Here is a 20,248-nt window from a genome sequence, read left to right as displayed (position 1 = left end):
TGAGCACCGCCACCGGCAAGACCGGCATGCGGCAGGGGAAGCTTTTTAAAAAATAATAAGAAGAAAAGCAGACTTGGAGTAGACAGATGGAAAACAGATTGATGATTATCGCCGCGGTCACGGTGGGCTATTTCGCCCTCATGTCGTACATTACGTATAGCGTGCGCAAGCATGCCAACAGCGCCGAGGGCATGACGGCGGGCGGGCGCAATTATCCGGCCTTCCTGATCGGCGCATTGCTGCTGTCGGAATTCATCGGCAGTTCGGTGAGCATCGGCACGGCCCAGAAGGGCTATGAACTGGGCATTTCCGCCGCCTGGAACCTGGTGGCGCTGTCGCTGGGCTTCTTGTTGCTGGCCATCGTGCTGGTCAAAAAATACAAGGAAAGCGGGCAGTCGACGATTTCCGGCATCCTTGCGCAAACGTACGGCGAACCCGTGCGTTATGCGGCGTCCATCCTCACCATCGTCGCGCTGAGCATCGTTGCCGTGGCCCTGTACGCGAGCGGCGGCGCCGTGCTGGCGGCCGTGTTGCACATCAACAAGACAGTGGCCATTTTGCTGGTGGGCGCCATCACCGTGATCTATGTCAGCCTGGGCGGCATGCGCTCGGTGGTGTACACCAATTTCGCCCACTCCATCGTCAAGTACCTGGGCGTGATCCTGGCGCTGGCGTATGCGCTGGAAGCGAGCGGCGGCATCGGCGCGCTGCAGGCGCAGCTGCCGGCCAAGATGTTCAACTGGGTCGAGATCGGCTGGGGCCAGATCATCGCCTGGATGATTGGCGGCATCGGTTCCATCTTCGCCACGCAATACGTGATCCAGGCCCTCGTCAGCACGGACAACCCGGCCGTGGCCAAGCGCGCCTGCTATTACGTGTCGTCGCTGATGATTCCGTTCGGCCTGATGGCGGCCCTGATCGGCATGTGCAGCGCTGTGCTGTATCCAGGCATGAAGTCGATCGACGCCTTTCCGACATTGATCGCGCACATGCCGGCGTTTTCCGCCAGCATCATGATCGTCGGCCTGGCCGGCGCCCTGTTCGGCGGCATTTCCGCCACCACACTGGCATCGGCCACCCTGGCGATGAAGGATTTTTATGATCCCTGGTACAACAAGGCGAAGAACGACGCGAAATCGCTGATGTTCCTGCGCATCGCCATCGTCGTTGCCGGCCTGCTGCCGCTGGTGCTGGCGCTGTATGCGGAAAAACTGCTGATGATCGCCTTCCTCGGCAAGGCCCTGCGCGCCACCCTGGCCGTGCTGGTGCTGATGGCCTTCTATGCGCCGAAGTTCGGCACGCCGCGCGGCGCCTTCGTCGGCGTGATCGTCTCCGTGATCGCCACCATTGGCTGGTTCCTGGCCGGCAATCCGTACGGCGTGGACAGTTCCTACCTGGCGCTGGCCGGTCCGCTGCTGAGCATGGGCATCAGCCATGTGTTCAAGCCGGCGCAAGCGGTGGCCAAGCCGGCATCGTCGTCGCGGCTGTAGCTTGCCCAGCCGTCATACCAGACCCGTCAGGTAATACAGGGCAATGACGAGGAACACGGCCACCGTCTTGATGACGGTGATGCCGAAAATGTCGCGGTAGGACTGGCGGTGCGTGAGGCCCGTGACGGCCAGCAGGGTGATCACGGCGCCATTGTGCGGCAAGGTATCCATGCCGCCGCTGGCCATGGCCACCACGCGGTGCATGACTTCGAGCGGAATGTGCGCCTGCTGCGCCGCCTGGATGAAGCTGTCCGACATGGCGGCCAGCGCGATGCTCATGCCGCCCGAGGCCGATCCCGTGATGCCGGCCAGCGTCGTCACGGAAACGGCCGCGTTGACGAGGGGATCGGGCACGCTGCGCAAGGTATTGCTGACGGCAAGGAACCCGGGCAGGGCCGCGATGACGCCGCCGAAGCCATATTCGGAGGCCGTGTTCATGGCCGCCAGCAGCGCGCCGCCGACGGCCGCCCTGGTGCCTTCGGCAAAGGCGGCGCGGATACGCCCGAAGGCCGTCACGCACACGAGCAAGATACCCAGCAATAAGGCGCCTTCCACGGCCCAGATGCCGGTCACGGCGGCGATCGACGTCGACACGGGCGCATGCAAGCCCGGCAGGGCCTCGGCGGTGAGCACGTAGCTGGCGCCATACCAGTGGGGAATCAGCTTGGTCAGCGCAAAGTTGGCCACGCCGACGAGTACCAGAGGCGCCAGCGACAGCAGCGGATGGGGCAAGTCGCCGCCACCGGTCTTGGCCTGTTCCGCTTCCACTCCGTAACCTTCGCCCGTCGCCATGACGGAACGCCGGCGCCATTCGAGGAAGGCCAGTCCCATGATCACCGTCAGCACGGCGCCGATGCTGCCCAGCCACGGTGCGGCCCAGCCGGTCGTGTTGAAAAAGGTGGTGGGAATGATGTTCTGGATCTGCGGCGTGCCGGGCAGGGTATCCATGGTGAAGGAAAAGGCGCCCAGGGCGATGGCGCCCGGCATCAGCCGCTTGGGGATATTGCTCTGGCGGTACAGCTCGGCCGCGAACGGATACACGGCAAACACCACCACGAACAGCGACACGCCGCCGTAAGTCAGGGCCGCGCACACGGCGACGATCACGGCATTGGCGCGCGCACTGCCGATATAGCGGATGGCCGCCACGACGATGGACTGGGAAAAACCGGACAGCTCGATGAGTTTACCGAACACGGCGCCGAGCAAAAAGACGGGGAAATACAGCTTGATAAAGCCCACCATCTTTTCCATGAAGATGCCGCTGAAGACGGCCGGCACGGCCGATGGATCGGTCAGCAGCACGGCGCCCAGCGCGGCGACGGGCGCAAACAGGATCACGCTGTAGCCGCGGTAGGCGGCCAGCATCAGGAAGGCCAGAGCGGCCAGAACTATCAGGAAAGACATCGGTCAGGCCCTTGCGCGAGAAGTGAGCAGGATATTAATGATGCAATTAATATCATACTTCCCGGCAACACGCCAACGCGTGGGTCAAGGGGCGGGAATGTTGGTCGGGGTGAGAGGATTCGAACCTCCGGCCTCTGCGTCCCGAACGCAGCGCTCTACCAGGCTGAGCCACACCCCGCATTCCTTCATTACAGCAGATGGCGGCGTGGGTTTCAAGCGGCTGCATCAAGGTCTATTGCTTCTTCTCTTGCTGGGCTTTCTGGATGTCCGCTTCGCTGACCTTTTTTGCCGGTGCATGCGTTGCCGGCGAAGTCGGCGCCTTGCGCGTGGCGTTCGCTTGCGCCATGACGGCGGCGCAGTCCGTGTCGGGGGCTTTGTCGACGTTGATCAGCGGCAGCAGGGCGGCCAGCGGCGTGACGATGGTCGCCAGTGCCGCGGCGGCGCCCGCTTTCAGGGCCAGCGGGCCTTTTTGCGGGCCCACGTCCGGGTGCTTGAACGTGCCTTTCGCGTACAGCGGCGTACGCAGGGTGATGATGCGTGGCCCCTTGGTACGGGGGCGCACGTCGAGGTCCAGGGTTTCGTTCGCCAGGTTGACGTTGCCCGTGATATTCACCACGGCCGTGTCCGTGTCGAGCACGAAGCGGCGCACGTCGGCCTGGCCATTCTTGACGGCGAAATCGCTGGCCAGGCAGTTCAGGTGGACTTGCTTGTCGCCAAAGATTTTCACGAAGACGGCATTGGCCAGGTTCAGCCCGGCCAGTTCCAGCATGAACTGGCTGACGGAGCCCTCGCTGACGGTGGCCGCCAGTTCGCCATTTGCGCTGGCCAGTATGGCCGAGATGGAATTGCCGTGGCCCGTGAGCGCCGCATCGCCATACACTTCGCCGAAGCTCGCTTGCATCGATTGCAGCTTGGGAAACAGTTCGCGTATCTTGAGGCGGCGCGCCGCCACCTTGGCTTGCGCGGCGATGGTCTTTTGGCGGCCATCGAGCGTGATGTTCGAAGTGATGTCGCCGCCGGCCATGCCGAAATTGAGTGGCGTCAGACTCAGCACCTTGTCCTGCATGCGGATGTTGGCGAGGATGTCCTTGAGCGGGATATCGTGCGTGCGCACCAGTTTCTTGCCCGTGAATTTCACGTCGGCGTCGAGCGCATTCCATTTGCTCGTATTGAACTGTTCCACCGGCAAGGCTTTGCCGTCGGGTTGCACGGGCGCCTTGCCGCGCGCCTGTTTCTGCGCATTGCTGTCGGCGCCGATGCTGGGCCCCAGGTCTTCCAGGCGCAATTGCTGCGACGTCACTTCGCCGCGCAGCAGGGGACGCGGCTGGCGCGGCAAATACTGCAAGGTGCCGGCCAGGTCGCTCTGGCCCACCGTGCCCTTGAAGTCCTGGTATGTCCAGTTCCAGCTGGCGCCGTCCTTCTTGCCCAGCAAACGGCCCCTGGTGGCGTAGTCCGGGGTTTCCGGCAGCAGCACGCCCGTCAGCGGATACAGGTCGGCCATGCTGGCGCCAGCCAGGCTTAGCTGCAAATCGATGCCCGACAAGGAGCGCGGATCCGTCAAGGTGCCATCAATGCTGGCCTTGTTCTTGCCCAGCACGGCATGCGCCTGCACCGGATACACGGTGTGCTTGTCGGTCAGGGACAGCACGGCGCCCGCCTTGCCGCCGCCCGTCACGGGCGCCTGGCGGTAGCTGCCGCCCAGGGTGAATGCGATGCCGTATTTTTCCACGGGCGCGCCGCCCGGCGTCGCGTCCGGCGCCGTCGAGCTGACCTTGGCGCGCACGTCCAGCGCGATGCCCTCGTCGAGGTAGCGGATGGCGCCGTCGCCGAAGGCCATGCGCTGGATTTCCACGTCCCATGCCGACGGGCCGTTGTCTTTCAGGGTCCAGCTGTTGCTGCCGTCGGCGCGGCGCTGCAGGGCGATCTGCGGCGCCTCCAGCGCCAGGTCCGTCAGCACCACCTTGTGCTGCAGCAAGGGGAGCGGATGCAGGGCCACGTCGATGCGTTTGGCGCTGGCCAGCTGCGGGCCGATCGTGACCCAGTCCGGATTGCTCATGCGTACATCCTGCGCGCTGATGACGGGCCGCGGCACGTAGCGTCGCCAGCCCGGTTCCGTCTGCAACCCTTGCTGCCATTTGACGTGCAGGTCGCCGCCGATGACGAAGGTACGGCCCGTGCTTGCCGATACCTTCTCGTTGATGTAGGGGCGGGCGCGGTTCCAGTCGAAGGTCAGCACGAGAATGACGAGGAGGAGGATCAGGGCCAGCAGGGCGGCCAGGCTCCAGCCGAGGATTTTCAGGGGTGTCGGGCGTGTCATGGGATGCCAGTCGCGGTAATTTTTCGTCAAGGTAGACCGATAGGCCACGACGGTCGGTGCGCTGGGTTACGTAAAATATGTAGCCAAGGCGTGTCGCTTGAAATGGTTCAATAATTCGACTATTATTGAAGTATGGAAAATGAAAAGACAATAGCCAGCGGCGCGCCGCCGCTGACGAATGCCGCCGCCATCGCGGCTCTGGCTGCGCTGGCACAGGAATCGCGGCTGGCCGTGTTCCGCCTGCTGGTGCAAGCGGGGCCGCAAGGCATGGCCGCGACGAAGATCGCCGAGGCGCTGGCGATTGCGCCCTCGTCACTGTCGTTTCACCTGAAAGAACTGGCGCATGCCAATCTGGTGACGGCGAGCAAGACGGGACGCTCCATCATCTACGCCGCCAACTATGCGGGAATGAACGGCTTGCTGGCCTTTTTGACCGAGAACTGCTGCGCTGGCGCGCCTTGCTGCGTCAGCGAACCACATTTATTGAAGGAAACGACGACATGACGATCACGATCTATCACAACACGGCGTGCGGCACCTCGCGCAATACCCTGGCGCTGATCCGCAATACGGGCGTCGAGCCCGTCATCATCGATTACGTCAAGCATCCCCCTTCGCGCGAGGAACTGGTCGATCTGATCAAGCGTGCCGGCCTGTCCGTGCGCGGCGTCATGCGCGACAAGGGCGCCCTGTACGACGAACTGGGCCTGGCCAATCCTGAACTGAGCGACGCGGCCCTGCTGGACGCCATGCAAGCCCATCCTATTTTGATCAACCGCCCCATCGTCGTGACGGAACTGGGCGTGCGCCTGTGCCGGCCGTCGGAAAAAGTACTGGAGATCCTGCCGCTGCCGCAGCAAGGCGCGTTCGCCAAGGAAGATGGCCAGGCCGTGGTGGACGCCGACGGCAAGCCGGTGGTCTGAGATGGAGGATTTACCGAACATCAGCGCCGCGCACCTGGACTTGCCCAGCCTGGATAAATTGGCACCGGTTAACGTGTCCACCCACGCGCCGCGCATGTTGCTGCTGTACGGTTCCTTGCGCGAACGCTCGTACAGCAAGCTGCTGACGCTGGAAGCGGAGCGCATCCTGCGCCACTTCGGCGCCGAGACGCGCGTGTTCGATCCGCACGGCTTGCCGATGGTCGACAGCGTGTCGCCCGACCATCCGAAAGTGCAGGAATTGCGCGCGCTGTCGCTCTGGTCGGAAGGGCAGGTGTGGTGCAGCCCCGAACGCCATGGCGCCGTCACGGGCGTCTTTAAGTCGCAGATCGACTGGTTGCCGCTGGAAACGGGCAGCGTGCGGCCGACACAGGGCCGTACCCTGGCTGTGATGCAAGTGTCGGGCGGCTCGCAATCGTTCAATGCCGTCAACGGCTTGCGCGTGCTGGGACGCTGGATGCGCATGGTGACGATCCCGAACCAGTCGTCGGTGGCCAAGGCGTACCAGGAATTCGACGATGACGGCCGCATGAAGCCGTCGCCGTACTACGAGCGCCTGGTCGACGTGATGGAGGAACTGTATAAATTCACCTTGCTGGTGCGCGACCGCCGCGATTACCTGGGCAGCCGCTACAGCGAGCGGCTGGAAGCGGCGCCGGCCATCGTGCAGGCATTGGCGGGCGCGGCGATGGAGCATGAGCGCGGCAGCGGAGCATGAAAAACGGCGCCACTGGCGCCGTTTCTGATTGCTTATATTAAAACACGATCAGTGATTGCGAGCCACGGCAAACGAGCACAGTTGCAGCATCGACTGCTTGTAGACGCTGTCCGGCCAGCCGGCGATGGCGTCGGCGGCGCGCTGGCCGGCGATTTCCGCCTGCTGGCGCGTGTAGTCGAGGGCGCCGCTGCTGGTGATGGCCGTCAGGACGGCATCGAAATGCTGTTCGTCGCCTTGCTCGATGCAGCTGCGCACCAGTTCGCGTTGTTCCGGCGTACCGTTTTCCATCAGCCAGATCAGCGGCATCGTCGGTTTGCCTTCGCGCAAGTCGTCGCCCACGTTCTTGCCGATTTCGGCGGCGTCGCCTGCATAGTCGAGCACGTCGTCGATCAGCTGGAAGGCCGTACCCAGCGAGCGGCCGTATTCGGCGGCCGCTTCGATATCGTCTTCGCTGGCGCCGGCGATCAGGGCGCCCAGTTGCGCCGACGCTTCGAACAGCTTGGCCGTCTTCGAGCGGATGACGTTCAGGTAGCTTTCCTGCGTCACGTCCGGATCGTGCATGTTCAGCAGCTGCAGCACTTCGCCTTCGGCGATCACGTTGGTGGCGTCGGACAGGATTTGCATGACGCGCATATTATTGAGCGACACCATCAGCTGGAACGAGCGCGAGTGCAGGAAGTCGCCCACCAGCACCGAAGCGGCATTGCCGAACAGGGCGTTGGCTGTCTGGCGTCCGCGGCGCATCGACGATTCATCGACGACGTCGTCGTGCAGCAGGGTGGCGGTATGGATGAATTCGACCACGGCGGCCAGTTCATGGTGCGCCGTGCCGCGATAGGCGTGGGCATTGGCCACCAGCAAGATCAGCACGGGACGGATACGTTTGCCGCCCGCGCTGATGATGTATTCGGCGATCTGGTTGATCAGAATCACATCGGAGTGCAACTTCTGGCGGATCACCGTATTGACTGCGTCCATATCGGCGGCAATCGTTTGCACGATGGTGTTTTGGTTAACGTGTTTGTTAGCGTCAGACAAGGCGAACCTGCATTAGATTGTGGGTGCCGCGATTATACGACAAGGCTTGCGCGTGCGTGATGTTTGCCTATGACTGTAGAGCAATTGATTGATCTGCTTGGCACTGGCGCGCGTTCCCCTGTCCGCCTGGCGCAAGCCTGACATGATGGTCAGGTTGTCGACATACCACGATCGTCAGGCTTTGTGAATAGTTTTTGACGCAATTTCTCAGTCCGTGTATAATCGCTGGTTCCCCCTGTTGTGCACGGCTTGCTTTTCATGGCAGTGGGACAAATTCTTTCAACATTTGATGAGGTTTCAAATCATGTACGCGGTCATAAAAACCGGTGGCAAACAATACAAAGTTGTCGCTGGCGAAAAACTTAAAGTAGAACAGATACCGGCAGACATTGGTTCCGAAATCACCATCGATCAAGTTCTCGCAGTAGGCGCGGGCGACAGCATCAAGTTTGGTGCTCCATTGGTCGAAGGTGCAACGGTACTGGTTACGGTTGTGGCGCATGGTCGCCATGATAAGGTCAAAATTTTCAAGATGCGTCGTCGTAAGCACTACCAAAAGCATCAAGGCCATCGCCAGAATTTTACCGAAATCCAAATCGTTTCGATCAACGGCTAATCGCCGCTGTTTGACGCAGTTTGTCTACATAATCAGCTATCAAGGAGTCTTAAATGGCACATAAAAAAGGCGGCGGCACAACGCGAAACGGCCGTGATTCAGAATCAAAACGTCTGGGCGTTAAAGTCTACGGCGGCCAAGCTATCAACGCTGGCGGCATCATCATTCGTCAACGCGGCACCCCAGTGCGCGCCGGCGAAGGCGTAGGCATGGGCAAGGACCACACGCTGTTCGCGCTGATCGCGGGCAAAGTGAAGTTCGTTGTCAAAGGTGCCGGCTCGAAGCAATTCGTGACCGTTGTACCAAACGAAGCAGTACCAGCGTAATTCAGCGCGGAGCGCCAGTTCGCTCCGCAATGATCGCATGATGTAAGGCGCAAGCCTTCAATCGAAAGGCTCTGCCCAAGGTAGAGCCTTTTTAGTTTTATGGCGGCAAAATTATGAAGTTTATCGACGAAGCAAAAATCGAAGTCATCGCGGGCGATGGCGGCAACGGCTGCGCATCTTTCTGCCGTGAAAAATTCCGGCCTTTCGGCGGTCCCGATGGCGGCGATGGCGGCAAGGGCGGGTCCATCTGGGCTGTCGCCGACCGTAATGTCAACACGCTCGTCGATTTCCGTTTCTCCAAAATGCACAAGGCTCGCAATGGCGAGCCTGGCCGTGGCGCAGATTGCTATGGCAAGGGCGCCGATGACATCCACCTGCGCATGCCGGTCGGCACCTTGATCATCGACAACGCGAGCGGCGAAATCCTGGCCGATTTGACCGAACACGGCCAGATCGAACTGCTGGCCAAGGGCGGAGAGGGCGGCTGGGGTAATATCCACTTCAAATCCTCGACCAACCGCGCACCACGCCAAAAAGGCGAGGGCAAGGAAGGCGAACGTCGCGAACTGCGCCTGGAACTGAAAGTCCTGGCCGACGTGGGCCTGCTGGGCATGCCGAACGCGGGCAAGTCCACCTTCATTTCGGCCGTCTCGAATGCGCGCCCGAAAGTTGCCGATTACCCATTTACCACCCTGCACCCGAACTTGGGCGTGGTGCGCGTGTCGCACGAGAAGAGTTTTGTGATCGCCGATATTCCCGGCTTGATCGAAGGCGCTTCCGAAGGCGCGGGCCTGGGCCATCAATTCCTGCGCCACTTGCAGCGCACGGGTCTGCTGTTGCACATCGTCGACCTGGCGCCGTTTGAAACCAACGTCGATCCTGTGAAGGAAGCCAAGGCGCTGGTGAAGGAATTGAAGAAGTACGACGAGTCGCTGGTCGACAAGCCGCGCTGGCTGGTGTTGAACAAGCTCGACATGGTGCCGGAAGAAGAGCGCAAGAAGATCGTCAAGGATTTCCTCAAGCGCTTCGCCTGGAAGGGGCCCGTCTTCGAGATTTCCGCACTGAACCATCAGGGTTGCCCGGAACTGGTGAATGCGATTTATCAACATCTGGAAGAGAAGAAACACAGCGAAAGCCGTGCCGAGGAAACGCAGATGACCGAAGAAGCACGCGGTATCTCGTCGATCGACCCGGATGACCCGCGTTTCAAGATTCTTGACTAAGGCTTTACCCTGATGCCAGTACTGACGATCGCTGTCACGCCCGCGCGCAAGCAAGCGTGGCAGCGCCGTGTATTGCATCTGATCGCGTATGCTTACGGGCTGAGCGCGGTCGCCTGCCTGCTGTTCGCCGATGCAATGGCGGCCGGCATGGGCATCTTCCTCAATGGCGTCAATGGCTACAGCCAGTTCTACGCCACGCATGTCGGTGTCTGGGGTGCTACCGCGCTCCTGGCGCTGTTCGCGGCACGGCAGGGCGAAGCGCCTGTCCTCGGCGATATCACAGCAATGTTCGTCCTGGCGCAGCCCGCCGGCCGTTTGTTCGCGGCCATCAGCTTCGGCTTGCCCCAGGGTTTTGTGTTGTTCATGTGCGCAATGGAGCTGACGGCGGGGCTGGCCTTGCTGTTGCTGCGTCCTGCGCGCTGACGTCTATCAAGTGAAGAGCGCCGCCCCATGGATTCCGTGATTCAAAAAGCTAACCGTATCATCATCAAAGTCGGCTCTTCGCTGGTCACCAACGATGGCCGCGGACTCGACCATGCCGCCATCGCGCGCTGGGCCGCGCAGATTTCCGGCTTGCGCGCCCTCGGCAAGGAAGTGGTGCTGGTCAGTTCCGGCGCCATCGCCGAAGGCATGCTGCGCCTCGGTTTCGAGCAGCGCCCCACCGATATCCACGAATTGCAGGCCTGCGCCGCCGTCGGCCAGATGGGCCTGGCGCAAATCTATGAAAGCAGCTTCCGCGCCCACAGCCTCGGCACGGCGCAAGTGCTGCTCACGCACGCCGACCTGGCCGACCGCGAACGCTACCTGAATGCCCGCTCCACCCTGACGACCCTGCTGCGCCTGGGCGTGGTGCCGATCATCAATGAAAACGACACCGTCGTCACCGATGAAATCAAGTTCGGCGACAACGACACCCTGGGCGCGCTGGTCGCCAACCTGATCGAGGCCGATGCGCTGGTCATCCTGACGGACCAGCACGGCCTGTTCTCGGCCGACCCGCGCAAGGACCCGAACGCCTATCTGATCACGCAAGGCATCGCCGGCGATCCGGCCCTGGAGGCGATGGCGGGCGGGGCCGGCAGCAGCCTGGGACGTGGCGGCATGCTGACGAAAATCCTCGCCGCCAAGCGGGCCGCCAAGTCCGGCGCCCATACGATCATCGCCTGGGGCCGCGACAGCGACGTGCTCAGCCGCCTGGCCCAGGGCGAAGCGATCGGCACGCAGTTGCTGGCGCAAACGGGGCAATTGACGGCACGCAAGCAGTGGATGGCCGATCATCTGCACACGGCCGGCGCCGTCGTGCTCGATGCGGGCGCCGTGCAAAAGCTGCGCCAGGAAGGCAAATCCCTGCTGCCGATCGGCGTGACGGGCGTAAACGGCGAGTTCGGCCGCGGCGCCGTCATCACCTGCGTCGATGCGGCCGGCGTGGCCGTGGCGCGCGGCCTGTCGAACTACACGAGCGGCGAAGCGCGCCGCATCATGCGCAAGCCTTCCACCGAGATCGAGTCCATCCTCGGCTACATGGAAGGCCATGAACTGATTCATCGCGATAATATGGTCTTGCTGTAAGCGGTAACGGGGCCGATGCCTGCATCGGTTCCCGTCTACAGTTGCCCATAACGAAATCCCGTCCCCAGCGCCAGTGGCCATTTCAGCCACAACAACAGCAACAGTCCCCCATACCATAGCGTGAAGAGGCCGTGCACGAGCGGTGCGGGCAGGTAGCGCAAGAGAAATTGGTACACCTTAACTCCCAGGTAACAGTGGCGCGAACAGCACCGTCAGGCAAGACCAGGCCGTTTTCAGATCCGGCGTCGACGTCAGCGCGAAGCTCAGTATGACAAATTGCAGGGTCAGAAACCAGCTGAAGGCACGCCACAGGGCGTAGCGGCGCAACAGCTCGGCCCATGGCATATACTTTCCCCACAGGTGGACGATGGCCAGGCCGGCGCCGTGGAACAGGCCCCAGGCCAGGTAGCGCGGCGACAACTCATGCCATAAGCCCAGCACGATCATGCTGCCCAGGCTGGCAAACAGATAGTGCCGCGTGCGCGTCAGGATGGGCCGGAAGACGAAATCGCGGCACCATTCCGATACCGTGATGTGCCAGCGGCGCCAGAAATCGGGCAAGTTGCGCGCGGCGAACGGAAAATGGAAGTTTTCCGGCACGCGCATGCCCAGCAGCGCCGCGAAGCCGATGGCGATATCGCAATAGCCCGAAAATTGCCAATACAGGTTCAAGCCATACCTCAGCAGAGGCAGGTAGGCCTCGAGCCAGGCATGCCCCGTCGTCAGTTGAAGGCCATTGAGCTTGAAGTTGAGGATATATCCAGCTAGCAAGACCACCTTGCAATAGCCGTACAACATGCGCCGCAGCGCTTGCGAGGCAAGTTGCCCGTCCCAGCGCGCGCGCAGCAATTCCAGGCGGAAGGCGTCGTAGCGCTGGACTGGACCGACGGCCAGGGTAGGCGGGAACAGCAAATAGCCCAGGGTCGTGCCGGCGCGGCCATCGCGCGCGATGCCGCCGCCATGTTCGGCGATCAGATGCCAGGCTTTCAGCGATACGAAAGCGTAGCCCAGCCAGGCGGCCAGGCCATGGCTGGCTTTGGCGTACTGGTAAGCGAGAAAGGCGAGCAGCACGCCGGCCAGGCCCAGCGCCTGCATCAGCGCCGGGCGGCGCCATTGCGGGCCGCAGATGAAGGCCAGCCAGGCCAGCAAGGCGCTCCAGGCTGCCATGCTGCTCCAACCGTCATGCCCTAGCAAAATGGCGCCGCCCAGCGTCAGCAGCCAGGGCCGCCATGCAGGCGGCAAGCGCCAGTAGAGCGGGATCAGCACCAGCATGCTCAGTATGCCGAAGGTTGTCATCCACACCATATTAACGTTCGTCCCGCAGTTGCTGTAATTGGGCTTGCCACCAGGGCGCAAACAGACGGGCGCCGGCGGCATTCAAATGGCTGCCGTCGCAATGCAAGTTTTGCTGTACGTAAATCGGTGAGCTGAGGTAGCGAATATGGCGGCCCGGGGGCAGTGCTTTCTGTAAACGTGACAACCAGCGTTGTTTTTCCGTCGCGGTCGTTTGCTCGACCAGTTCGGAGCGGCGTAGTTCAAGCAGCACGATGCGTACACCCCGTTGTGCCAGGCGTTGCAGGTGCTCAGTTAGCTGCCGGTTGATGGCTGCGTTGTTAAATACGAGTTGCAGATTGGCGGCATTCTTGAGAGTTTCGCGTCGCTGCGTATGGGCTGGGAAGGTGGCGCACTCAAAAGGCTCGCGTTGGTCAAGCAGTGCGACATATGCCTGTCGCGGTGCCAGTTGTACGTTTCCTGTAAGCTGGAAGGCCAGTCCCTTGCTTGCTAATATGAGATCCTGCCGTAGTTCATCCATGATCACGTTGTTTTGATCGGGCAACAGCAGGTTTTCATCAATGACCAGAATATCCGGTGGATGGCGGTCAATGATGCCCAAGCTGGGTACCAAATAACCCATGCCGGTGCCGGGCTTGGTCATGCGCATCCAGTCGATGCCGGGCAGCGCCACCTGTGCCTGCGCAGGCGGCGTGGCGGCCCATAGCAGGGACGAGCCCAAGCCCAGCACGCGCAACTTGCCATCGGTCGACGGTGCATCGAGAAACTGTCGCGTATGATCGGCAATGGCATGGTCAGGCCCTCGCCAGGGTGACCAGCGTTGTAGCGCAAGCGGGATCATCACACCCATGACTAGGAGCGCGCTGTACAACCAGATGCGCAAAGGAGGTGCGGAGGCCATCTCAGCGCGTCAGCCGCTTGATCAGTTGCACGGTGGCATCCATCGTTTCCATGTGTACCACGTCCGATGGACTCAGGCGTACCTTGAACAGCGTTTCCAGGCCGATCACGAAGTTGATGTGCGCCAGCGAATCCCAGCCTGGCGTATTAGCGGGGCCTGAATCCGCCTTCAGCGCACTTGCCGGTAAATTGAACAGGTCCGCGGCCAGCGCAAAAATGTCTTCCTGCAGATTGCCGTGTGCGCTTGCTTCCTTGGGGGCAAGCGATAGCGCGTGCTGCAACTGTGCCGTGATGACCTTGCCTGATGGCGTGCGCGGCAATTGTCCCGTCAGGCTGATGCGTTTCGGCAATTCGTGTGCGCCCAGATGCTGGGCGCAATGCTGCAGCAGTTGTTGCTGATCCGCCTCCATGCCGGGGCGCAATACTACGCAGGCAACGGGGATTTCGCCCCAGGTCGGGTCGGGCAGGGCGACGGTCGCCGCTTCCAGGACGGACGGGTGCAGCAGCAGCACGCCATTGATGGCTTCCGGCGACAGGTTGTAGCCGCCGCAAATGATCACGTCCTTGAGGCGCCCCGTAATCCAGTACACGCCCTCGCTGTCGCGCCGTGCCAGGTCGCCCGTATGCAGCCAGCCGTCGCGCAGGACGGCAGCGGTCGCTTGCGGATTATCCAGGTAGCCCTGCATCAGGTTGGCCCCTTGCAGGCACAGTTCGCCAATTTCATCGCAGCCCGCCTCGCTGCCATCGTCGCGCACGATTTTGGCCAGCATGTCGCGCGGTACCCCCACGCTGCCGACCTTGTGGCTGGCGGCATCCGGTCCCGCATACAGGCCGCAGGTGCCCGTTTCGCTCAAGCCATAGGTATTGATCAGTTTTACGTTGAAACACTGGCTGAAGCCGGTCCACGTGGTTGCGCTCAGGGGGGCACTGCAGGAAATGGCAAAGCGGAAATGGCCATTCTCAAAGTTTTCCGCCAGGTGGGCGCCATATTGCTGTATCAGGGCCAATGCGGTGGGCGCGGCGATCAGGTGCGTGACTTGTTCGCGGTAAATGGCAATCAGGATGCTTTCGATGGCGACGATGCTGAAGGGGGCGGGACGCACCAGCGTGCAGCCGCGTTGGTAAGCCAGCAGCACGCCTTGCACCAGGCCATCGGCATGCGACAGCGGCATCAGGTTCAGCAGGCGTGACCCGGGCGTCAGTGCGTAATGTTCGCCTATCGTATGCAAATGCGCGAGCAAAGCGGGCCAGTGCATTTCCACACCCTTCGGGCGAGCGGTGCTGCCCGAGGTGAACACGACATAGGCTGGCCCCTCCCGGCGTGCGGGTGGCAACGGCGCCGGCGCGGGGACTGACAGCAAGCCAGGCCAGTTGTCCAGGTCGGCTGGCGCGCGCCGTCCCAGCAGCTTATTCAGCAGCAAGCCCTTGGCCTGGACAGCGCCCACGCGTATCTGCTGCGCCGGCAGAGGGACATCCTCGGCGCGCCACAGGTCGATGGCGTCCGCATCGGCGATGACGCCATCGATATGGGTATGTTGCAGTAAATCCCTGACTTGCCGCACCGAGGTTCCCGGATCGAGCAACAGGGGAATCGCGCCCGCCCGCAGGCAGCCAAGCAACAAGGGCGCATAGGCCAAGTCGTCGCGTATCATCAGCAGCACGCGTTTATCGTGCAGTTCCTTGCTGATCAGCCTGGCTGCCACTTGCAGGATTTGTTCCTCCAGATGGACATGCGACAAAGACTTGGGGCCGATCATGAACGGCGTATTCGTAGGTGTAGGATGCGTTTGAAACATGGTGGACGTGTCTGTTACTGTGAGAGGGAATGCGCCAGTGCGCGACGGTCGAGCTTTCCTGCCGGGGTGTACGGCAACGCTGCTTGTATGCGCAGCTCGCGCGGGAATGCTTCGATCTGCGCTTGCTGGCGGAAAAAAGCGACAAATGCGGGCAAATCGAAGCCATCATCGACCACCAGCAGGCCGACCAGTCCCTGTGGGCTGGTGGTGACGGCTGCTTCCCTGACGCGCGGATAGCTGCACATGGTGCGTTCCAATGGTGCAGGATGGACGATGTCGCCATATTCGTTCTTGAGCTGGTCATCGTGCCGGCCCAGCAGGGTGATGTTGCCCAGGCCATCATGGCTGGCGATATCGCCCGTATGGATCCAGCTGTCGCGGGCGATGGCGGCGGTTTGCGCCGGATCGCCCCAGTATTCCAGCATGAGCTGGTTGCTGTGCACGCGCAGCTCGCCTGCCTGCCCCGATCCGAGCGGCCGGCCCTCGCCATCGCAGATTTGCACCACGGCACCGACGGGACGGCCGCAAGCCTGCGTGGCACCGGGCCGGTGCTGGAACAGCATGCACAGGCCCCCCGTTTCCGTCAGTCCGTAATAATCGATGATGGTCAGCCGCATGCGCTCGCTCAAGGCCGTGTGCAGCGACGTTTGCAGCGTAGCGCCTGTGGAAATGATTTGCCGCAAGCTGGCCGGGTGCAGGGTCAGGTGGGCCGGCAGCCGCTGCAGCATGGCCAGCCAGGCGGGGCCTGTCGCCAGTACGGTCACGCCATGGCGTTGTGTTGCCTGCAAGGTCTTGCCGACATTGCCCCGTTCGTTTTCATCGGCCAGATACACGCTGGCGCCGGCAAACAGGGCGGCGACCATCGGGTTGCGCAAGCCGCTCATGGTGTGGCAGTCGCCCAGCGACAGCAGGATGTCGCCGTCGTGCCAGCCAAATTCCGTCGCTGCCAGCTGACCGCTCTGCATGAGGGCACGCTGGCTGTGGACGACGCCCTTGGGGACGCCAGTACTGCCAGAGGTAAACAGGATCACGGCTGGATCGTCGGGGTGGATGACATGATCGGATAGGCCCGGCGTCGATGGCAGGTCCATCCAGTCTTCCAGCAAGGCCGACAGTTCAGGCAAGGCGCAGTCTGGTGGCAGGGTCGGCGTGGCGTCAGGCCGGATATCGTCGAGCAGCAGCGCCGGGCACGTTGCCAAAGCAGCGGCGCTGCCACGCGGATGATCCAGCACCAGCAAGGCGGGAACAATGCGTTCCAGCAAGGGTTGCAGCAGGGCGGGCGTGTCCGTCAATTCCTTGCGCAAGGGTACCACGACAGCGCCGATGCGCCAGCAGGCCCAGCTGAGCAATACTGCTTCAGGGTGTTGCGCACACAACATGGCGACGCGGTCGCCGGCGCGCACGTCCATCGCCAGCAAGCCCCGTTGCAACGCCGGCACGAGCAGTTCGACATCCGCCCAGCCAAAGGCGCTGTCGTCCATGCCATTGAGCAATAGCGGGCGTTGCTGGTACAGCGAGGGCAGTAATTGCCACAGATATTCGAAGGTTTCTTCCGATGGCAGCGGACGCACGATCTGGCTGGCATAGTACGATTGCAAGCGGGCCATGGCGCCACTGACTGGGGCCATCTGCAGCAGTTCCATATCGACCATGCTCCTGGCTTGCTGGCAAACGTATTCCACTGGCAGTTGCAGGCGCTGTGCCACTTGTTCCAGGGTGCGCAACTGGCCCAGCTGGAACAGGATCTGCAATTGCTCGGCGTCCAATTGTTGTGCTCCGAGGCGCGCCAGGCGTTCCGCATAACAAGGATGACGCAGCAGCAAATCTTGCATCAGGCCGCCCAGCGCATCGGTATCGGGCACGGCGCAGCCGTTCAAACTGTCGAGCCGCAGCAGGGTATTGACGATGGCGCGCGATGCGGGAAAGGCGAGGTCGAGATTGGCCTGGCGCAGGGGCGCCCCTTCCCATGCGGGCGGCACCAGCGCCACCAGGCCGTTGTAGTGCGCCGTGTCCGGTTCGCCATGCAGTTGCCCTCTGGCGTCGAACAGGGTCACTTCCGACATCACCAGCGTCTTGCGTGCGCCGCGTGCTTGCGCAGCATCAAAGCGTTGCTGATAGTGCCGGCCGTGAAGGATGTTGCCGCCACGCTCGAAATATGGCTTGGGCTGGCTGTTGGCCATGTGTACGTGCGGGAAAATGATCGGCGCATCGCGGCGGGCGATGCGCAGCATGTCGCCGGCAAAGCTCAGCGGTGCATAGCGATGCAATGAATCGAGTCCATGAATCAGCGCGAACGTACCGTCGCGAAAAGGCATGGGACTGCCCGGTGGCAAGAAAATGATGTCATGGTTGGGCGCGCGCTGTCCCGCAGGCAACCAATGCGCGTATCCCATGTAACCGAGCACATCGAAATTGCCTTCCCATACGGAAATGACATGCTGCTGGGGAAATGCCGCAGCCAGCATTTCGCCACTCCAGCCAGTGCGGCCCCAGGTGTCAAGAATCAGGTCGCCAGGTCGCAGTTGTTCCCTGATCAGGTCCAGCAAGGCATAAAAGGCGCGTGTGGATTCGTTGAAGGGTTGAAAGGCGGCATAGCGGTCGGGAATGCGGCGCACATGGCGGCGATGCATGAAGGACAGATACTCGGTGCTGGGCGTCAGCTGGGCACGCAGCCCCGACGGCATCCGCGCATCGCCGCCTTGCCGCGCTTCCGTGAAGAGTACGAAGCCTTGCACGACGGGAATGTCGATGGCGCACGCCGGACAGCGCAATAGCGCTTCCAGCAACGGTGCCGGCACCCCGGCAGGCGTGTCGCTGTGCAGAGGCTGCCGGCAGGCGGGGCAAGCCAGGGTGGTAAAGGTAGTATTCAACATGGTGTAACTAATTGGTAGAGGCGCGTAGTCAGACGACGGCCGGCATCGGCGACTTGTCCTTGTAGTCGCACAGGTCGGCGATCATGCAGTTCCAGCATTGCGGCTTGCGCGCCGTGCACGTGTAGCGGCCGTGCAAGATGAGCCAGTGGTGGGCGTCGTGCAGGAATTCCTTGGGCACGAATTTGAGCAGCTTTTGCTCGACGATATCGACATTCTTGCCCGGCGCGATGCCGGTGCGGTTCGCCACGCGGAAGATATGCGTGTCGACCGCCATGGTCGGTTCGCCGAATGCCGTGTTCATGACCACATTCGCCGTCTTGCGGCCCACGCCGGGCAAGGCTTCCAGCGAGGCGCGGTCGCGCGGCACTTCGCCGCCGTGCTGCTGCAGCAGGATCTGGCAGGTGGCGATGACGTTTTTCGCCTTGGTGCGGAACAGGCCGATGGTGCGGATGTAGCTGGCCAGCTCCTCCTCTCCCAGGGCCAGTATCTTGGCCGGCGTATTGGCGACCGGATACAGCAAGCGCGTCGCCTTGTTGACGGACACATCCGTCGCCTGCGCCGACAGCAGCACGGCGATCAGCAGTTCGAACGGCGTCGTGTATTCGAGTTCCGTTTTCGGGGCAGGGTTGGCGGCGCGAAAGCGCGTAAAGATTTCCAGGCGTTTGGCGGCGTTCATGCGTCTTTTTTCGGGGTGTCGGGGGCTGGCTGGGCGGTGTCCGTGCCGGCGGCGGCGGCCTTGGCGCGGGCGCGCTCCATGGCGGCGGCGATGATGGCGCGCTTGCGCTCCTTCTCGGCCAGTTCATCGGGCGTGACGGGCACTTCCTGCGTCACTTCGCGCATCTTGGCGACGGCCTTGGCGGCCAGGCGCGCCTCGTTTTCTTCCGTTTCACGGCGCAGGCGCTGCGTGCGGAAATCGTGGCGCGCGCGCGCGTCGTCCGCGTCCGTCTGGCGCCAGGCGTCCCAGCCGGTGGCGTCGCCGCTGACTGGGTACATCACGATGCAGTCGACGGGGCAGGGCGCCACGCACAGGTCGCAGCCCGTGCACAGATCGGTGACCACCGTATGCATCTGCTTGGCGGCGCCGACGATGGCGTCCACCGGGCAAGCCTGGATACACAGCGTACAGCCGATACACAGCGATTCGTCGATGTAAGCGACCGATCGCGGACGTTCGAGGCCGTTGGCGGGATTGAGCGGAATGACTTTTTTTCCCAGCAAGCTGGCCAGGCGCGCGATGCCCTGCGCGCCGCCCGGTGGGCACTGGTTGATGTCGGCGTTGCCGGCGGCGATCGCCTCCGCATACGGGCGGCAGCCGTTGTAGCCGCATTTGGTGCATTGCGTTTGCGGCAGCAAGTCTTCGATCTGGTCGGCAAGTGAGGGAGGGGCAGGGTGCGGCACGGTCATCTTCCACGGTAAAACGCCATTATCGGCCATCCGGGCCGCACACAAGCAAAAAACCTGTTTCGTCAGAGGGGATAGCGTGTGCCGTGCAGGCTGTTGCAGGCGCGCCGCAATGGTATTTTATTTCCAATGGGAATGTCAAAGTGTAAATAAACAACTTTGAAAATTCTTTTTTTTGTGGGAGCATGATTTTTATCAAGCCTGTTATGAAAAAAGCCGACCGCCAGTCCTGTTGCCGCGCCTGCACAGCAAGGCGAGCCAGGCCATAGGAGCAACACATGCGTTTCCTCCGGACAGTTGGTTTGCCCTTCTGTTTGTTCATGCACTCCGCACTTGCCCT

General features: G+C 62.1%; 19 protein-coding genes and 1 tRNA gene. 9 read left to right on the top strand and 11 right to left on the bottom strand.

What is annotated here, in order from left to right:
• The first annotated feature begins 101 nt into the window (after window positions 1-101).
• The gene (locus J0O65_RS02620) at window positions 102-1,490 is read left to right on the top strand and encodes a sodium:solute symporter family protein (RefSeq protein ID WP_215403847.1); all 1,389 of its coding nucleotides are present in this window, start codon (window positions 102-104) and stop codon (window positions 1,488-1,490) included.
• Window positions 1,491-1,502: 12 nt separating this feature from the next.
• Here J0O65_RS02620 and J0O65_RS02615 read toward each other — a convergent pair whose 3' ends face one another.
• The 3 genes from J0O65_RS02615 to J0O65_RS02605 form a co-directional block, all read right to left on the bottom strand.
• Window positions 1,503-2,897: a GntP family permease gene (locus tag J0O65_RS02615; protein ID WP_215403846.1), complete on the bottom strand. Its 1,395-nt coding sequence runs from the start codon at window positions 2,895-2,897 to the stop codon at window positions 1,503-1,505.
• A 101-nt stretch (window positions 2,898-2,998) separates the two neighbouring features.
• A tRNA-Pro gene (locus J0O65_RS02610) sits at window positions 2,999-3,075 on the bottom strand.
• A gap of 54 nt (window positions 3,076-3,129) precedes the next feature.
• Window positions 3,130-5,214 (bottom strand): AsmA family protein, encoded by a 2,085-nt coding sequence (locus J0O65_RS02605; protein ID WP_215403843.1) that lies wholly within the window; start codon window positions 5,212-5,214, stop codon window positions 3,130-3,132.
• Between the two features lie 132 nt (window positions 5,215-5,346).
• Here J0O65_RS02605 and J0O65_RS02600 point away from each other — a divergent pair, with 132 nt between their 5' ends.
• From J0O65_RS02600 to arsH, 3 genes are read left to right on the top strand one after another with little or no spacing between them, the layout of a single operon-like run.
• Window positions 5,347-5,718, top strand: coding sequence for an ArsR/SmtB family transcription factor (locus J0O65_RS02600; protein ID WP_193316836.1), 372 nt, complete (start codon window positions 5,347-5,349; stop codon window positions 5,716-5,718).
• On the top strand, window positions 5,715-6,137 hold the full coding sequence (gene arsC / locus J0O65_RS02595; protein WP_215403841.1) for an arsenate reductase (glutaredoxin): 423 nt from the start codon (window positions 5,715-5,717) through the stop codon (window positions 6,135-6,137). The genes J0O65_RS02600 and arsC overlap by 4 nt, the downstream gene beginning before the upstream one ends.
• A gap of 1 nt (window position 6,138) precedes the next feature.
• A complete protein-coding gene (gene arsH, locus J0O65_RS02590; RefSeq protein WP_215403839.1) occupies window positions 6,139-6,873 on the top strand; it encodes an arsenical resistance protein ArsH in 735 nt (244 codons plus the stop codon).
• A gap of 48 nt (window positions 6,874-6,921) precedes the next feature.
• Here arsH and ispB read toward each other — a convergent pair whose 3' ends face one another.
• Window positions 6,922-7,911, bottom strand: coding sequence for an octaprenyl diphosphate synthase (gene ispB, locus J0O65_RS02585; RefSeq protein ID WP_215403837.1), 990 nt, complete (start codon window positions 7,909-7,911; stop codon window positions 6,922-6,924).
• A 304-nt stretch (window positions 7,912-8,215) separates the two neighbouring features.
• Between ispB and rplU the strand changes: the two genes are divergently transcribed.
• The 5 genes from rplU (at window position 8,216) to proB (ending at window position 11,645) form a co-directional block, all read left to right on the top strand.
• On the top strand, window positions 8,216-8,527 hold the full coding sequence (rplU, locus tag J0O65_RS02580; protein WP_034754730.1) for a 50S ribosomal protein L21: 312 nt from the start codon (window positions 8,216-8,218) through the stop codon (window positions 8,525-8,527).
• 53 nt (window positions 8,528-8,580) lie between these two features.
• Window positions 8,581-8,853 carry a 50S ribosomal protein L27 gene (gene rpmA / locus J0O65_RS02575; protein ID WP_070219281.1) on the top strand — a complete coding sequence of 91 codons (273 nt, stop codon included), beginning with the start codon at window positions 8,581-8,583 and terminating at the stop codon, window positions 8,851-8,853.
• Between the two features lie 113 nt (window positions 8,854-8,966).
• Window positions 8,967-10,076, top strand: coding sequence for a GTPase ObgE (obgE, locus tag J0O65_RS02570; RefSeq protein WP_215403835.1), 1,110 nt, complete (start codon window positions 8,967-8,969; stop codon window positions 10,074-10,076).
• 12 nt (window positions 10,077-10,088) lie between these two features.
• Window positions 10,089-10,499 carry a hypothetical protein gene (locus tag J0O65_RS02565; protein ID WP_215403833.1) on the top strand — a complete coding sequence of 137 codons (411 nt, stop codon included), beginning with the start codon at window positions 10,089-10,091 and terminating at the stop codon, window positions 10,497-10,499.
• Window positions 10,500-10,526: 27 nt separating this feature from the next.
• Window positions 10,527-11,645, top strand: a complete 1,119-nt coding sequence (proB, locus tag J0O65_RS02560) for a glutamate 5-kinase (protein ID WP_215403831.1) — start codon at window positions 10,527-10,529, stop codon at window positions 11,643-11,645.
• A gap of 177 nt (window positions 11,646-11,822) precedes the next feature.
• Here the strand turns inward: proB and J0O65_RS02555 are convergent, their stop codons facing one another.
• The 7 genes from J0O65_RS02555 to J0O65_RS02525 are packed head-to-tail and all read right to left on the bottom strand — an operon-like array spanning window position 11,823 to window position 20,230.
• Window positions 11,823-12,950, bottom strand: a complete 1,128-nt coding sequence (locus J0O65_RS02555; protein WP_215403829.1) for an MBOAT family O-acyltransferase — start codon at window positions 12,948-12,950, stop codon at window positions 11,823-11,825.
• Between the two features lies 1 nt (window position 12,951).
• Window positions 12,952-13,788, bottom strand: coding sequence for a hypothetical protein (locus tag J0O65_RS02550; RefSeq protein ID WP_215403827.1), 837 nt, complete (start codon window positions 13,786-13,788; stop codon window positions 12,952-12,954).
• A gap of 52 nt (window positions 13,789-13,840) precedes the next feature.
• Window positions 13,841-15,634, bottom strand: a complete 1,794-nt coding sequence (locus J0O65_RS02545; protein WP_215403825.1) for an AMP-binding protein — start codon at window positions 15,632-15,634, stop codon at window positions 13,841-13,843.
• Between the two features lie 14 nt (window positions 15,635-15,648).
• Window positions 15,649-18,507 carry a class I adenylate-forming enzyme family protein gene (locus J0O65_RS02540; RefSeq protein WP_215403823.1) on the bottom strand — a complete coding sequence of 953 codons (2,859 nt, stop codon included), beginning with the start codon at window positions 18,505-18,507 and terminating at the stop codon, window positions 15,649-15,651.
• Window positions 18,508-18,535: 28 nt separating this feature from the next.
• Complete coding sequence (nth, locus tag J0O65_RS02535; protein WP_215403821.1) at window positions 18,536-19,183, bottom strand: endonuclease III; 648 nt, start codon at window positions 19,181-19,183, stop codon at window positions 18,536-18,538.
• Window positions 19,180-19,911 (bottom strand): electron transport complex subunit RsxB, encoded by a 732-nt coding sequence (gene rsxB / locus J0O65_RS02530; RefSeq protein ID WP_215403819.1) that lies wholly within the window; start codon window positions 19,909-19,911, stop codon window positions 19,180-19,182. The genes nth and rsxB overlap by 4 nt, the downstream gene beginning before the upstream one ends.
• Window positions 19,912-19,930: 19 nt before the next feature.
• Window positions 19,931-20,230, bottom strand: coding sequence for a hypothetical protein (locus tag J0O65_RS02525; protein WP_215403817.1), 300 nt, complete (start codon window positions 20,228-20,230; stop codon window positions 19,931-19,933).
• Between the last annotated feature and the right edge of the window lie 18 nt (window positions 20,231-20,248).

This window comes from Janthinobacterium sp. JC611 (assembly GCF_018682595.1).
Lineage (GTDB): Bacteria > Pseudomonadota > Gammaproteobacteria > Burkholderiales > Burkholderiaceae_D > Janthinobacterium.
Note: the sequence above shows the minus strand (reverse complement) of the source record. Positions and strands in the feature narration are given on the sequence as shown.

Coding starts and splice junctions, on each gene's coding strand:
- rpmA (WP_070219281.1), top strand. CDS start 8,581: ATGGCACATAAAAAAGGCGGCGGCACAACGCGAAACGGCCGTGATTCA.
- J0O65_RS02565 (WP_215403833.1), top strand. CDS start 10,089: ATGCCAGTACTGACGATCGCTGTCACGCCCGCGCGCAAGCAAGCGTGG.
- J0O65_RS02600 (WP_193316836.1), top strand. CDS start 5,347: ATGGAAAATGAAAAGACAATAGCCAGCGGCGCGCCGCCGCTGACGAAT.
- arsH (WP_215403839.1), top strand. CDS start 6,139: ATGGAGGATTTACCGAACATCAGCGCCGCGCACCTGGACTTGCCCAGC.
- rsxB (WP_215403819.1), bottom strand. CDS start 19,911: ATGACCGTGCCGCACCCTGCCCCTCCCTCACTTGCCGACCAGATCGAA.
- J0O65_RS02540 (WP_215403823.1), bottom strand. CDS start 18,507: ATGTTGAATACTACCTTTACCACCCTGGCTTGCCCCGCCTGCCGGCAG.
- J0O65_RS02620 (WP_215403847.1), top strand. CDS start 102: ATGATTATCGCCGCGGTCACGGTGGGCTATTTCGCCCTCATGTCGTAC.
- J0O65_RS02550 (WP_215403827.1), bottom strand. CDS start 13,788: ATGGGTGTGATGATCCCGCTTGCGCTACAACGCTGGTCACCCTGGCGA.
- J0O65_RS02555 (WP_215403829.1), bottom strand. CDS start 12,950: ATGGTGTGGATGACAACCTTCGGCATACTGAGCATGCTGGTGCTGATC.
- rplU (WP_034754730.1), top strand. CDS start 8,216: ATGTACGCGGTCATAAAAACCGGTGGCAAACAATACAAAGTTGTCGCT.
- J0O65_RS02525 (WP_215403817.1), bottom strand. CDS start 20,230: ATGAACAAACAGAAGGGCAAACCAACTGTCCGGAGGAAACGCATGTGT.
- J0O65_RS02605 (WP_215403843.1), bottom strand. CDS start 5,214: ATGACACGCCCGACACCCCTGAAAATCCTCGGCTGGAGCCTGGCCGCC.
- J0O65_RS02615 (WP_215403846.1), bottom strand. CDS start 2,897: ATGTCTTTCCTGATAGTTCTGGCCGCTCTGGCCTTCCTGATGCTGGCC.
- nth (WP_215403821.1), bottom strand. CDS start 19,183: ATGAACGCCGCCAAACGCCTGGAAATCTTTACGCGCTTTCGCGCCGCC.
- arsC (WP_215403841.1), top strand. CDS start 5,715: ATGACGATCACGATCTATCACAACACGGCGTGCGGCACCTCGCGCAAT.
- proB (WP_215403831.1), top strand. CDS start 10,527: ATGGATTCCGTGATTCAAAAAGCTAACCGTATCATCATCAAAGTCGGC.
- J0O65_RS02545 (WP_215403825.1), bottom strand. CDS start 15,634: ATGTTTCAAACGCATCCTACACCTACGAATACGCCGTTCATGATCGGC.
- obgE (WP_215403835.1), top strand. CDS start 8,967: ATGAAGTTTATCGACGAAGCAAAAATCGAAGTCATCGCGGGCGATGGC.